Origin of the sequence: Paenibacillus wulumuqiensis (assembly GCF_000971965.1) — a bacterium.
GTDB classification, from domain to species: domain Bacteria; phylum Bacillota; class Bacilli; order Paenibacillales; family Paenibacillaceae; genus Saccharibacillus; species Saccharibacillus wulumuqiensis.
Genome location: NZ_LAQP01000004.1, coordinates 112,079 through 126,498, shown reverse-complemented (window position 1 = coordinate 126,498; position 14,420 = coordinate 112,079). Strand labels below are relative to the sequence as shown.

Sequence of the window (14,420 nt, the reverse complement as noted above, 5' to 3'; positions counted from 1 at the left end):
ATGATTCTCTTGCTTACTCACTTATACATTCTCCTCTTCCTGCTTAGCAGGCTGTTTCTTCTCGCGGATCATATCCAGCAGCGCGTCCAGAATAATGAGCGCCACGCCGACAACAATACAGGAATCCGCCACATTAAAAATCGGGAAGGTGTAGCTGCCAAAGTTAAATTGAAAGAAATCGACGACTTCACCCATCCGTGCACGATCTATAAAGTTGCCAATCGCTCCGCCCAGCACAAGTGACAGTGCCAGAGGCAGCAGCTTATCCGGCCGTGATTTGACTTTTTGGATATACCATATAATCGCAGCCACTACAATAATCGTAATCACGATAAAAAACCAGCGCTGATTCTGCAAAATGCCAAACGCTGCACCCTGATTGCGATGTGACGTAATCAGGAAAAAGTCACCGATTACCGGAATTTGCTCTCTGAGTTCCATACGTGTTGCCACAAAGTATTTGCTGATCTGGTCGATAATAATAGCCACGAGCGCAATTACATAATAGATCACGTTCATCCTCCACCCTGTTTGTTCAATCCTGTGCCGGCGGCAGCGGATATTAATTGTCATTTTGTCCGTTTGCATCGTGAACACAGCTTTTCCTATTGTAGCATAGGCGGAAATGATGCGTCTATTGGTCTGGTCAGGCAGCATGGCTGTGTACCATTTAATTCCTCTCCAAATATCTTCCGGTTATCGATGCCTGATTGTCTCTTAACGTCTGGGGTGATCCTTCTGCAATAATTTTGCCCCCTTTTGCTCCCGCTTCTGGACCCAGCTCAATGATCCAATCACATGAATTTAATACTTCGGAGTTATGCTCGATAACGATAACCGAATTTCCATCTTTGACCAGTTCATCCAGCAGTTTGATCAATTGTGCTGTATCGTAAAGACTCAACCCGGTAGTCGGCTCATCCATGACATACAGAATATTCCCTTTCTTTTTCTTTCCAATCTCTTTTGCGAGCTTCAGTCGTTGTGCTTCTCCCCCACTCATTGTGGAAGTCGGTTGTCCCAGTGTAATATAACCCATGCCAATACGCTCCATCACTTCCAGGGTAGCAACGATCGTTTTATGTTCTTTGAAGAATGAGACCGCTTCCGATACTTGCAGGTCAAGAATTTCTGCAATGGTTTTATCCTTGTATCTCACCTGCAGGGCTGCATCATTATATCGCTTTCCTTTACATTTGCTGCACGTTATATAAATTTTCATGGCTGTACCAGGAAACACTGCTTGACGACCACTGCCTCCGCAATTCTCGCAGGCCCCCTCGGAATTAAATGAAAAGTGCCCGGCTGACAGCCGTAAGCGTCTAGCTTCAGGTTGGTCAGAGAAAAGCTTGCGAATTTTATCCCAGATCTTAATGAAGGTAACCGGATTGGAATTAATATTTCTACCGATTGGCGCTTGGGAAACTTCCGTAAAACCCGACAAATATGCCAGACCATCCACACTTTCCACTACTGTCTCAATAAGTGACGCATCATCTTCAATATTGCTTTGATAATCTCCGTTATACATTAGGGTGTTATTCCTTGATGAATTGCGAAAATGCTTTTTCAGAAATGGAACCAGCGTTTTTGAAATTAGCGAGCTTTTTCCACAGCCGGAAATTCCCGCCACACCAACCAGGACGCCAAGCGGCAGCGATACCGTCACATCTTTCAGATTATTCGTTTTTGCATGATGGATCGTTAATCGGGGTGACTTTTCATCGCTAAATATATCGGGTCTCAACGTTCTGATCGGCATTTTTGCTTTTCCGGACAAATACTGCCCGCTGAGTGAGTCCTCGCACTGAAGCAGCCCTGCAAAACTACCTTCATAAATAACTTGTCCACCTTCGATGCCTGCCTTCGGTCCGACATCGATAATATGATCAGCAGCTTCAATCGTTCTTTTATCATGTTCGACTACAATAACGGTATTCCCCAATTCCTTGAGTGCATAAATGGAGTTCAGCAATTCAGCTTTTTCTGACTCATGTAATCCTACTGTGGGTTCATCAAGGATATAGATCAGCGATTCCATTTTCGATTCAAGATGGGAATTAAGAAATAATCGCTGCAGTTCTCCTCCGCTTAAGGAAGACATTTCTCTATAGAGCGATAAATGCCCTAAACGAGATCGGATCAATGAAGAGATTTTACGTAAAATGTCCTGACTTAAAATCACCCCTGGTGCTGTAAAACAGCTGTTTTCCAGCGCAGATTCAAAAAAGAGTCTCGCTTCCAGAAGTGTCATCTTTCCGACTTCTCCAATATGTTGGCCATTAATGAATACTCTGCGTGCTTGGTCGCTAATGCGGAAGCCACTGCATTCCGGACATGCAACCAGCTCGTACAGGTTATCCATATACTCACCTTTTTTATGACGAGTCTGCAATATGCGAGACAGACAGAAACTCTGATTGGCACTATTATTCGTGTAATGACCATTAATGACCTCATTTTTGATAGACTCTGGCAGCTCCGCATACGATATATCCATATAGGATTTGAGTTGTCTCTCCACTATCCTTGTTATGCCGGGAGTAACATGGATAGATTTGAAAATTTCACGAACTGTTATTTGATCATTTGGAACTAACCTGTCCATATTAACCTGATAATAAGCACCGCGTCCTGAACATTTTACACACATGCCATTAATATTATTGTAGGAGAAGCAGCCGAGATCGAGCTGATTCCTTTCATTTTCACAGGCACTACAGCTTACCCCTTTCGTTACCGCTTCCTCGCACTGTGAGCAAGAAAGATGACCTTCACTGAAAAAGAGCAGACCAATAAGGCGTAGAAGATCTGTTCTTGAACCCACGGTTGATCGAGGGTTGGCTTGACGCACAACACTTTGCTTCACAGCAACTGTAGGCCCAATGCCGGAAATGCTATCAAACTTCTGTTCATCTTCCAGATCTCCAAACAAGCCAATAGATTTCAGATATTCTTTACGCCCCTCTTCAAAGATGATATCGAACATAAGACTCGATTTACCTGATCCACTAATACCAGTGGCGACGATAAGTTTATTTTTGGGAATAGAAATATCAATTTCTTTAAGATTGTGTATCCGGGCTTTTTTCAAATCTATACTGTTCATCTTGGCTCTCCTCATTTCTTTATAATTAAGATTTTAATAATTAGTTGTTATAAGAATTAAATCAGGTTTATGTATGGGTTTGATAGAATACTATGTTGGCATTTTATCCCTCCGTTCTCTGTTGTCCTTATCCTAACTTATTATAAAAAAAATCACTACATTTCTTTATATAATGAAAATGCTATCTATTTACATTTCATTGTTTGACTTGCATTTATGCAATACAAAGAACCCACCCTTCCAGCAAAGGAAAGGTGGGTTCAATATTATATCTATGAGCTCAATCGTTATTAAAGTAAAACAGCCAGCCTCATATTTCACTCCTGGAAGCAATCAGCAGAACGTAATATGAATGCAAATCCAATATGCTAATCACAACATTCCATCCTGCCTTGAATCAACCACTCAGTTAATATGAATACCTGCTTTTTGACCGACCAGCTCTACCTGCTCCATGCCTTCCACTTCACCAAAGCTTACATCGGTGACGAGTACATTTTCGCGCAGTACATGATCGAATGCTTCGATTGCCTGACGCAGCTCGTCGCTGACGTTCAGGGTCAGGTGAACATATTTCTCGATCGGCAGGTCAAGCTTTTTGCGGTAATCCTGTACGGTACGTACTACTTCGCGTACCCAGCCTTCCTGTTCCAGTTCAGGCGTGATATCGGTGTTCAGTGCGACAGTCAGACCATAGCCGGATGCAGAAGCAAAGCCGGATTTGGCTTTTTTCTCTACCAGCAGTTCTTCACTCGTCACATGCAGCTCTTCGCCTTCCGGAGAAGTGATGTTCAGCACACCGGCTGCCACAACATTACGGGTCTCTTCGGCAGACATTTCCTTGAAGAAGCTCTGCAGGAAACCTACGTTTTTGCCGTACTTTTTACCGGCAACTTTCAGATTCAGTTTGAAACTGAAATCGACGAAGCCTGCATCGTCATGCTCGGTACGGATTCCTTTGACATTGATCTCGTCCTTGATGATCTCTTCATACGATGCCAGATCAAAATCCTTGTCCAGCGAGACGATCAGCTCGGACAGCGGCTGACGGTTCTTGATGCCGGTCTCGTTACGAACGTTACGCGCCAACTCAACGATGCGGCGTGCTGTCTCCATATCGCGCTCCAGCTCCAGATCCACCAGTGCTTCATTCACTACCGGATAATCTTCCATATGCACGCTCTCGCCGCTGCTCAGGTTGAGGTAGATATCTTCTGCCAGCATTGGTGTAAATGGTGCTACCAGCTTGGCTGTCGTCAGCAGTACTTCCGTCAGTGTACGGTAAGCATCCAGCTTGTCTTCAGTCAACCCACTGCCCCAGAAGCGGTCACGGGAACGACGGATATACCAGTTACTCAGTTCATCGACAAAGCCTTCGATCGCTTTGGAAGAGTTCAGGTAATCATTGACAGCCAGTGCTTTCTCCACTTGAACGATCAAGCTGTTCAGACGGGAAACGATCCAGCGGTCCAGTTTGTGTGCCGATGGCTGGAATGGATGCTCTGCCGGGTCAAATCCATCGATCGTTGCATACAGCGTCAGGAACGCATGTGTATTCACGAGGGTGTCGATCATTTTGGATTTGGCTTCACCGACGATGCCTTTGGAGAAGCGTTTGCTGTTCCATGGTGCACTATCGGACAGCAGTGCCCAGCGGAAAGCGTCAGTACCATATTCTTCGATCACTTCCCAAGGATCGATTACATTGCCTTTGGATTTGGACATCTTCTGTCCGTTCTCATCCAGTACGTGTCCGGTCGCCATAACCGCTTTGTACGGTGCCTTGCCGGTCATCAGTGTGGATACGGCCAGCAGGCTATAGAACCAGCCACGTGTCTGGTCGATCCCTTCACAGATCATATCTGCCGGATACTGCTGCTCAAAGGTCTCCACATTTTCAAAAGGATAATGCTGCTGGGCAAACGGCATCGAACCACTGTCGAACCATACATCGATCACTTCCGGTGTACGCTTCATTTCATACTTGCCGCAGGAGCTGCGAACTTTGATATCATCCACATACGGTTTGTGCAGTTCCAGGTTCTCCGGCACATCACCGATGGCACGCTCACGCAGTTCGGCGATGCTGTGCGGTGCAAACTGCTCACCGGTCTCCTCGCATACCCATACGTTCAGCGGTGTACCCCAGTAGCGGTCACGGCTGATATTCCAGTCCACGAGATCTTCGAGAAACTTGCCGAAGCGTCCTTCACGCACATGACCCGGATACCAGTTTACTTCGTTGTTGTTGGCGATCAGCTGATCCTTGATCGCTGTCGTCTGGATAAACCAGCTGTCCATTGCATAGTAGAGCAGTGGTGTATCACAGCGCCAGCAGAACGGATAGCTGTGCTCGTATCTTTCTTTGCTGAACAGACGTCCATGCTCGGACAGGTAGCGGATGATATCCACATCACAGTCTTTGACAAAACGACCGGCAAAGTCAGTTACCGCATCAACGAATTTACCTTCCAGATCAACCATGTTTACAAAAGTGATGCCATTCTCACGGCAGACACGGTAGTCATCTTCACCATGAGCCGGAGCCATATGAACGATACCTGTACCACTCGCATCGGTAACAAACCCTGCGCCAAGGACGATGTTCGCTTTTTCCGCTTGGACATAGTTAAATGGCGGGTCATAGGTTTTGCCGACCAGATCGGCACCCGGCATCGTGCTCAGCACTTCATAATCGCCTTTGCTTTCTTTCATAACCTCTTCGACAAGGTTTTTGGCCATGATGTATACTTCGCCATCCTGGCTGACACGTGCATATTCCATCTCCGGATTAACCGCCAATGCCACGTGGGAAGGCAGTGTCCAAGGCGTTGTCGTCCATGCCACTACATATTCGCCGCTGTCGTGCAGCTTGAACTTGGCAGTTGCACTCAGGTCCTTGACGTCTTTGTACCCTTGAGCCACCTCATGGGAACTCAGTGTCGTCTGACAGGAAGGACAGTATGGGCTTACCCGGTGTCCGCGGTACATCAGTCCTTTGTCATGGATCGTTGCCAGGTTGTTCCATACGCTCTCGATATAATTATTATCGAGTGTGATGTACGGATGATCCATATCGGTCCAGTAACCGATCGCTTCGGTCAGATCGCGCCACTGCTGCTCGTATTCGAATACGCTCGCTTTACATTCGTTGATGAATTTCTCTACGCCATAGTCTTCGATTTCCCATTTATGGGAAATGCCGAGCTTTTTCTGTACGCCGAGTTCTACCGGCAGACCATGTGTATCCCAGCCTGCTTTACGCACGACACGATAGCCCTTCATCGTATTGTAACGACCGATAAAGTCCTTGATTACTCGCCCGAGTACGTGTCCGATATGCGGTTTGCCGTTCGCGGTTGGCGGTCCTTCATAAAATACGAAGTTCGGCTTGCCTTCGCGGCTCTCGATGGAACGCTGGAATGTACGTTCCGTGTTCCACTTATTCAGGATGCGCAGATCCCGTGCCCGTGCTTTTTCTTTGATATCTACCTTTTGCATGTCCATTTCATCCTTTCGATCTGTCTCATTGTGCTGTGACCTTCTGTCTGACTGCAGGAAGAAGAGCTGATCTTGCAGCCGTTATCCATGTATTCCACATGTTCCAGAACACAAAAAAGCCCCATCCCAAAAAGGGACGAGGCTGCTCGCGTTACCACCCTTGTTCCATTTCATCTGTCTGCTGTAAAGCCGAACATCATCATCGGCTGACTGCCATACACTCCTGCCGGTCTCAGCAAAATCACAAGCTGAGTGACTGTCAAAATGTACTTGCGGCTGCAGCGATTGATCTCCACAGATAAAATGACACTTGTACCCGCATCATCTAATGCGGTGCCTCTGTAACGGCAGGCAATCCGGCTTGGCTTACTACAAATTACGGTTCAGCCGCGCTTCTCCGGGGAGATTTTCCATAGCGCATTGTTCATTGGCTTGCACCTGCCGCCAACTCTCTGGGAACAATGACAGCCTGTACTGGCCCCATCACTGAATTTAGAAGTTATATCATATTGCACTATAACGATCTCTGACCGTCTGCTTACGCTACGGTATGCAGTACAGTCAGCTGTGCCGGAATATGGAATCCATACACAGTCATAAAATATTTATAGCGCTTCAGGCTGAAAATGTCAACCTGATCTTTTGCATATCAGTACATATCTCCTGTAGAACGTGACTCTTCCGCTTCGCGGTCTTCCAGGCGTTCGCGCTCACGGTTCCACTGCTCACGCTCACGCTCGTTACGCTCCTGACGTTCGCTGCTGGTTCGCTCCAGCTCGCGGGTCTGGTTTTCCAGTGCGTCCCAGCCATCCTGGCTGAGCAGCTCCAGCTGCGCTTCGACCAGTGTACGGAAACGGGTCCGGTAGATGGAAGCCTGCTTTTTGAGTTCTTCCACTTCCATGGAGATCTTGCGTGCCTTGGACAGCGACTCATTGATAATCCGGTCCGCATTTTTCTCGGATTCCTTGATGATCAGCTGAGCCTCTTTTTTGGCATTGTTTTTCACTTCATCGGCCGCTTCCTGGGCAACGATGATCGTTTTGCTGAGTGTCTCTTCCAGATTTGCGAAATGGTCCAGACGCTCCTGCACCGCCAGCAGCTGGTTTTGCAGGTCTTTATTGTCGCGGATCATTCCCTCGTAATCCTTGATTACCTGATCCAGGAACTCATTCACTTCGTCTTCGTCATAACCACGCAGCCGACGCGAGAATTCCTTATTATGTATATCCAGCGGGGTTAATGGCATAATAGACACCTCCTATAATATTCAGGCCGCTTAAATTGCCTCATTACTGCTATCATACTGTATTTCGGCAACGTTGAATATACTCTTGTGCCGAAAGCAGATATGTTAGTCTATATCGGCCAACAGCACCTGTTTTTTGATCCTGTTTGGCGACTGTACGCACCACGGAAATAACAGCCGGTACAAAAAAACCGACCTGAATGGGGATCCGGTCCGTTTTTTTGTCCAACCTTCTGCCTGATCGTCAGCCGGACAGACTGCCTCGTGTACATCCTTTTACCTGCCAGGCAGTCCGCAGACAGTTATGCTATCCGCTTGTGCAGCCAGAACGTCAAAGAAGGATCTACTGTTTATCACACATATTTACCGATTTTGACTCGGTACCTTCCTTTTTTGGTCACTCCTTCCAGTTCAAGCACCTTGAAACGGCCCAAACCCTGGACGGATACCATATCCCCTTCTTTGAGAGGATGGGAAGGATCTTCTTCGGGTTTCCAGTTGACCCGGCAGCGACCCGCCTTGATCGGAACGAGTATTTTGCTGCGGCTCAGCCGGTATACATCGCTGGCAATGCCATCCAGACGCATCGAGGCCACGCTCAGTTCCAGTGTCTGAATATCGGATACAGCTGCCCGCAGTTCACTGATCGGCAGCAGACTGGTCATTACATGCAGACGGTGAACCTGATTCAGATGCAAATGCAGATAGGAAGCGATCTCCGAAGCCACAACGGTATGACAGCCATCATCCAGTACATGGATATCGCCGACCTTGCCGCGCTTCATCCCGAGTCCGAGAATGGAACCCATATAATCGCCATGCTCCAGTTCCGTGAACTTCTGACCCTCGGGTGTAATCGATAATACTTCCAGCTGCATGTCTTCCGACTCCAGATCCAGATAATCCGGACCGACCAGCGCACGCTTGCGCTCAGCATGGGGCGCACCGCCATCCAGACGCAGCTGCACATCCGGCTCTCTGGCGATCAGTGTAGACAAAATATAGGCCTGTCTCGGATCGAGAAAGTCCGTCAGTTTTTGCTCATGATAACGGGCTGCGTTATCAACCCACTCCGCAGCCCGTTCTACAAACTCCCGCTCATCCGGATGAAAATGATGATGAATGTTACTATGCATGAGTGGTTACTACCTTTCATTGAGCTATCCTGCGACAGCTCCTGTACTGTATAAGGATATAGCCGTATTCGGCCTGCAACATCCGTCTGCCGTATAGTGACTTATCATTAATCCAAATTAGTAGAACAGGCTGATCAACAGGTACTGAAGGCCGCTAAAAGCCAAATTCAGTACGAACAGCGCCACGATTGGCGAAATGTCCAATACTCCACCAATCGGCGGAATAAAGCGGCGGAACGGCGCCAGATAAGGCTCTACCAATTTGCCCAACAGCTGTCCAAACGAACTTTCGCGTGCGCTAGGCAGCCAGGACAACAGGATATAAATAATAAGCATATACGTATAGATCTGGTACAAAATGTTTAATACCGCAAAAACTGTACCCAACGTTCTATCACCTCATCTTGTTAATATCAAAATCTTCACCAAGTATCTCCGCGATCGTGCCTTCAATCTCCACCGTATCCGGTGTGCACAGGAAAATGTTACCGCCGATCTTGGAAATGCTGCCGCCGAGTGCATACACCGTTCCGCTCATAAAATCGATAATCCGCAGCGCCTGGTCCGTACGGACACGCTGCAGGTTCACAATGACCGAGCGGTGCGAGCGCAGATGATCTGCAATATCCTGCGCTTCGTCGTAGCTTCGCGGCTCATTCAAAATGACTTTCACATTTTTTTGTGAATGAATACTAACGACATTATTCGCTCTACTGTTCTTACGTAGATCGGCTGGAGAAGTTTCACGGTGATCATCATCTTCCTCAATAATCTGCTCGCGCTCCACAATTTCCTCTTCTTCCTGAAGCCCCAAAAAGTTCATAAAGCGATTCATTACTCCCATCGTTAATCCTCCTCTTTACCCACCAAAATGGAGCCAAGGCGTACAAAGGTCGCCCCCTCCTCAACTGCTATCTCAAAATCGCCCGACATTCCCATCGACAGATGCTGCATAGGTTGTTCCGTCAGCTTGAGCTCGTTCAGCCGGTCTCTTAATTCACGAAGTCCGCGAAATACCGGACGTGTCTGTTCCGGGTCATCCACTTCCGGTGCCATCGTCATCAGTCCTACCACATTCAGATGCGGCATCTGCTGAACAGCCTGCAGCAAAGCAGGCGCATCCTCCGGGGCCAGCCCGTATTTGGACTCTTCGCCTGATATATTAATCTGTACGAATACATTTACACGGATATCCAGTTCGGCTGCCTTTTTCTCCAGCTCTTTGGCCAGTGACAGGCGATCCAGGGAATGGATATATTGAAATTTGCCAATAACGTCCTTGACTTTGTTGGTCTGCAAATGACCGATAAAATGCCATACACCTCGATCATGCAGTGCTTCCCATTTTTCCCGGGCGTTTTGCCAGCGGTTTTCTCCCAGGTGTACAAGTCCTGCATCCAGTACGCGTGCTGTTTTTTCCAGCGACACATATTTGGTGACAGCGACTACCTGGACTTCATCCACACTGCGGCTGCTTCGCTCACAGACAGCGGCAATACGCTCCTGTACATGAGCTATACGTTCCTGTAGTCCCAATCTGTAGTTCACTCCATTTCTATACCAACCCAGCTTGCCATACGGCCTGTACGTCCTCCATCTGCACGATAAGAGAAGAACAAATCATTGTTCTCGTACGTACACCATGTACTCATTTCGATATGCTGGGGCTGTATTCCTGCAAAAATCATAATTTCCCGATTTAATTGTTTGAGGTCGAGCCAGGTTCTGCCCGGCTTGCCCGGTCTCGCGTATGTAAGCTGCTGACCATTACCCTCAAGCCTGGCTGTCCAAACATCTACCGCATCCATAACCTTGCTGTCCACTTCATAATGACCGCTGCCAATCGAAGGTCCGATCGCTGTACGGATATCGGCTGTATCGCTGCCATACTGCTCTATCATCGTCCGAATCATTTCCCCGGCAATATCGGCTACCGTACCTTTCCAGCCGGCATGCGCCAGTCCTACGACCTTATGTACAGGGTCTATAAAATATAATGGCACACAATCCGCGTAAAAGGAAGTCAGCAATATGCCGGGCACATTGGTGATCAGCCCATCGGTTGCCTGAAATGCGCTTTCCCGGTCAGCCCAGCCTTTACCTGCATGATCCGCTGTTACGATGGCAATATGATTGCTGTGCACTTGTTCTCCGCATACCCAGTTCTCCGGACGAAAGCCGAGCGCATCGCAGAGCAGCTTGCGATTCTCCAGCACATCTGCTGCCTGGTCCTCGACATGATAGGCTAGATTAAAGGAATTGTAAGGCGCTTTGCTGACACCGCCGCGCCGTCCGGTAAAGCCTGCAGTCAATCCGCTGCTGTATGCGGAACAGTCCAGCATAAACAGCTCCGGCCTGTTATTTTCGATTGTATGAATAAATGGTTCCATATGGCATACCTCATCTCTGGCAGTTCTGTACAGTTCCTATGGAGCCGCAGAATAATATACTGCTCTATAGCAGATGTACGGATATTTAACAAAATACATAAAGCCTGTTGAAATGAAAAAGACCTGTTTTCCGTAGAAAACAAGTCCTTTCCGTAAATCATGTCCATCTTCTATCAGGGAATGTTCACCAATCCGGTTCCCATTTCCGCTTATGTGTTACCGGTTCTAGTCGTTTTTGTGACGGGAACGGTTACGCAGGAAAGTAGGGATATCCAGCTGGTCTCCACTTGGCTGCTGATTATTGTTGCTGAACTGGCGCGGACTAGGCGCTTTCTCTTCAGCTGGAGCTTCGCCCGAAGTTGGCTGCTGCGGCTGGGACGCGGATGGACGGCGTGCCGGCTGCATTGGCTGTGCAGGCTTATGTTCAAAACCCGTCGCGATGACGGTAACCTTGATCTCTTCCTTGAGGTTCTCATCAATGATCGCACCGAAGATCATGTTGACTTCGGGATCAGATGCACTGATAACAATCTCAGCCGCTTCGTTCACTTCATACAGGGACAGGTTGTTGCCGCCTGTAATATTCATGATCACGCCGCGTGCGCCTTCGATGGAAGTCTCCAGCAGTGGGCTCATGATCGCTTTGCGTGCCGCTTCCGCTGCACGGTTCTCGCCTGTTGCTTCACCGATACCCATCAGGGCCGAGCCACGCTCGGTCATAATGGTTTTCACGTCAGCAAAGTCAAGGTTGATCAGACCCGGTACAGCGATCAGATCGGAAATACCCTGTACGGCTTGACGCAGTACATTATCCGCTTCACGGAATGCTTCCAGCATTGGAGTCTTCTTGTCGACGATCTCCAGCAGGCGGTCATTTGGGATGACGATCAGGGTATCTACTTTTTCCTTGAGTGCTTCGATACCAAGTTCTGCCTGGGAAAACCGCTTGCGGCCTTCAAAAGTGAACGGACGAGTAACGACGCCGACTGTCAGCGCGCCGCACTCTCTCGCAATTTCTGCAATTACAGGGGCTGCACCTGTTCCTGTACCGCCGCCCATACCTGCAGTCACGAATACCATATCTGCCCCTTTCAGCGTATTGCTGATCAGATCACGGGATTCTTCGGCTGCTTTTTTACCTACATCAGGATTTGCTCCTGCACCCAGACCGCGTGTCAGCTTGTCGCCGATTTGCAGTTTGTGTTCGGATTTGGCCAGATGCAGTGCTTGTGCATCTGTATTTACCGTTATAAATTCCACGCCTTGGACACCATTCTCAATCATCCGATTGACTGCATTGCTTCCGCCGCCGCCAACACCGATGACCTTAATCTGGGCCAGGCTCTCCATTTCGAAATCAAATTCCAACATACTCTTCCATCTCCCCCTCATTGTCCATGAATGGCTCGTTCCAAGCTAGAATGAACTTCTTTTATTAAATGAATTCACTGAACATGTTTTTGAGCCGTTCAATCAAGCCCGGTTTTGCATTGCTCTCCGGGGTCGATGCGGCTTTGTTACGAGCCGGTGCCTTTTTGTTGGCGCCAGCTGTACTTCCGCCGCCGCGAATATTGCGAATCACATTATACAGGATGCCGACACCGCTCGTATAGGCAGGGTCGCGTACACCGATGTAATCAGGAACTGCGATCCGGACAGAGGCTGCCAGTTCTTCACGGGCAATCTCCAGAACGCCCGGCATGGATACAGTGCCTCCTGTGAGTATATAACCACCCGGCAGCTCATGATAACCGAGACGTACAACTTCCTGACGAATCAATTCGAAAATTTCCTGTACGCGCGGTTCTATAATCGCTGCCAGATCCTGCTGTGTGAACTCCTTGTCGACGTTGCTGCCGATACGCTGTACTTTGAATACAACATCCGGAGCCGCTTCTTCATGAAGCGCACAGCCGTATTTGAGCTTTACTTTCTCCGCATTCTCTGTCAGGGTGCGCAAACCATAAGCAATATCGTTCGTGACGAATTCGCCGCCGATCGGCAAGGTAGAGGTAGCCTTAAGAGAACCTTCCTCAAAAATAGCGATGGTGGATGAACCTGCTCCAATATCAACCAGCACGGCTCCCATCGTTTTCTCGTCTTTGGACAGTGCCAGCTGTCCGGCTCCCAGGGAAATCAATACCAGATCCTTAATATGCAGATCCGCTTTCTCTACACAACGAAGCAGGTTATGAATGGATGTCTTGGCGCCTGTAATGATGGTCGCTTCCACTTCCAGCCTGACTCCGATCATGCCGCGCGGATCCTGAATTCCTTCCAGTCCGTCAACCACGTATTGCTTGGCGACCACATCGATAATTTCCCGTTCAGGCGGAAGGGCAATAACCTCTGCCGCTTTCAGCACCCGTTCGATATCCTCTTCGCCAATTTCGCGGTCTTCATTGGATACGGCTACTACTCCGTGGCTCGTTTGAAGTCCGATGTGGTTGCCCGAAATACCTACAATCACTTCAGATATTTGAATGCCGACCATACGCTCTGCATGATCAACTGCATTTCGGATGGACTGCACGGTCTGATCAATATCAACGATCGCGCCCTTGCGAATTCCTTCCGAGTCGGCAGATCCAACTCCAATAATATTAAAGGTTCCATTGTTCATTTCCCCGATAATAGCACGAACTTTGGATGTACCGATGTCCAAACTAACAATGATGTCATTGTTGCTCAAGCCCTTGGCACCTCCTGTAAATTCCTTAGTTAAAATAGTGCATTTCCGTTCTTCCGGGCTTGCTGCCTAAAAGCTGGAAACTCAATTTCCGAAAATCATTTTCCATAAAACGCTCTCTACATTAGTATTCCACATTTCATATGCTTTCCCTCTTTTTTCTGCAAACTTTTTGAGGTCTCGAAAAACGCTAAAAGTCTGGAGAAAAAAGAAAGAGCTCACCGGGTACTTCAGAAAATTGTTAAGCCAGTATTAAAGTTTACAATTCTTTAATATCTATACAGCCTATTCTAGCATTTTTCTGACGCGGCAGAAAGTATTGCGGCCCGAACATTGTCAAAAAGTACAT

The 14,420-nt window shown here is 48.0% G+C and carries 10 protein-coding genes, 1 pseudogene and 1 other annotated feature; all 11 genes and pseudogenes read right to left on the bottom strand.

Translation table 11 applies throughout. The features are described 5' to 3' along the window. Positions 1-21 precede the first annotated feature (21 nt). The 11 genes and pseudogenes from lspA to ftsA all read right to left on the bottom strand — a co-directional run bounded on the left by lspA (position 22) and on the right by ftsA (position 14,074). Entirely contained in the window at positions 22-513 is a 492-nt protein-coding gene (gene lspA / locus WH45_RS12515) for a signal peptidase II (RefSeq protein ID WP_046214766.1), read from the bottom strand. Between the two features lie 157 nt (positions 514-670). Then, entirely contained in the window at positions 671-3,109 is a 2,439-nt protein-coding gene (locus WH45_RS12510) for an excinuclease ABC subunit UvrA (RefSeq protein WP_046214765.1), read from the bottom strand. A 405-nt stretch (positions 3,110-3,514) separates the two neighbouring features. After that, positions 3,515-6,610 carry an isoleucine--tRNA ligase gene (ileS, locus tag WH45_RS12505; protein WP_046214764.1) on the bottom strand — a complete coding sequence of 1,032 codons (3,096 nt, stop codon included), beginning with the start codon at positions 6,608-6,610 and terminating at the stop codon, positions 3,515-3,517. A gap of 129 nt (positions 6,611-6,739) precedes the next feature. Continuing rightward, positions 6,740-7,106: a binding site (T-box leader), on the bottom strand. A 249-nt stretch (positions 7,107-7,355) separates the two neighbouring features. Continuing rightward, positions 7,356-7,856: pseudogene (locus WH45_RS12500) on the bottom strand (DivIVA domain-containing protein); the annotation flags it as partial. Between the two features lie 353 nt (positions 7,857-8,209). After that, entirely contained in the window at positions 8,210-8,992 is a 783-nt protein-coding gene (locus tag WH45_RS12495; RefSeq protein WP_046214762.1) for a YlmH family RNA-binding protein, read from the bottom strand. A 117-nt stretch (positions 8,993-9,109) separates the two neighbouring features. Continuing rightward, positions 9,110-9,379, bottom strand: a complete 270-nt coding sequence (locus WH45_RS12490; protein WP_082096766.1) for a YggT family protein — start codon at positions 9,377-9,379, stop codon at positions 9,110-9,112. A 7-nt stretch (positions 9,380-9,386) separates the two neighbouring features. Continuing rightward, positions 9,387-9,836, bottom strand: coding sequence for a cell division protein SepF (locus WH45_RS12485; RefSeq protein ID WP_046214761.1), 450 nt, complete (start codon positions 9,834-9,836; stop codon positions 9,387-9,389). 2 nt (positions 9,837-9,838) lie between these two features. Then, positions 9,839-10,528 (bottom strand): YggS family pyridoxal phosphate-dependent enzyme, encoded by a 690-nt coding sequence (locus WH45_RS12480; protein WP_046214760.1) that lies wholly within the window; start codon positions 10,526-10,528, stop codon positions 9,839-9,841. 8 nt (positions 10,529-10,536) lie between these two features. Then, complete coding sequence (gene pgeF / locus WH45_RS12475) at positions 10,537-11,382, bottom strand: peptidoglycan editing factor PgeF (RefSeq protein ID WP_052723759.1); 846 nt, start codon at positions 11,380-11,382, stop codon at positions 10,537-10,539. A gap of 225 nt (positions 11,383-11,607) precedes the next feature. Beyond that, the gene (ftsZ, locus tag WH45_RS12470) at positions 11,608-12,753 is read right to left on the bottom strand and encodes a cell division protein FtsZ (RefSeq protein ID WP_046214759.1); all 1,146 of its coding nucleotides are present in this window, start codon (positions 12,751-12,753) and stop codon (positions 11,608-11,610) included. 64 nt (positions 12,754-12,817) lie between these two features. Beyond that, positions 12,818-14,074, bottom strand: a complete 1,257-nt coding sequence (gene ftsA / locus WH45_RS12465; RefSeq protein WP_046214758.1) for a cell division protein FtsA — start codon at positions 14,072-14,074, stop codon at positions 12,818-12,820. Positions 14,075-14,420: the final 346 nt, after the last annotated feature.

Bases quoted from the DNA above. Each gene is read 5' to 3' on its own strand.
- WH45_RS12510 (WP_046214765.1), bottom strand. From the start codon at position 3,109: ATGAACAGTATAGATTTGAAAAAAGCCCGGATACACAATCTTAAAGAA.
- ileS (WP_046214764.1), bottom strand. From the start codon at position 6,610: ATGCAAAAGGTAGATATCAAAGAAAAAGCACGGGCACGGGATCTGCGC.
- WH45_RS12495 (WP_046214762.1), bottom strand. From the start codon at position 8,992: ATGCATAGTAACATTCATCATCATTTTCATCCGGATGAGCGGGAGTTT.
- WH45_RS12485 (WP_046214761.1), bottom strand. From the start codon at position 9,836: ATGGGAGTAATGAATCGCTTTATGAACTTTTTGGGGCTTCAGGAAGAA.
- pgeF (WP_052723759.1), bottom strand. From the start codon at position 11,382: ATGGAACCATTTATTCATACAATCGAAAATAACAGGCCGGAGCTGTTT.
- ftsZ (WP_046214759.1), bottom strand. From the start codon at position 12,753: ATGTTGGAATTTGATTTCGAAATGGAGAGCCTGGCCCAGATTAAGGTC.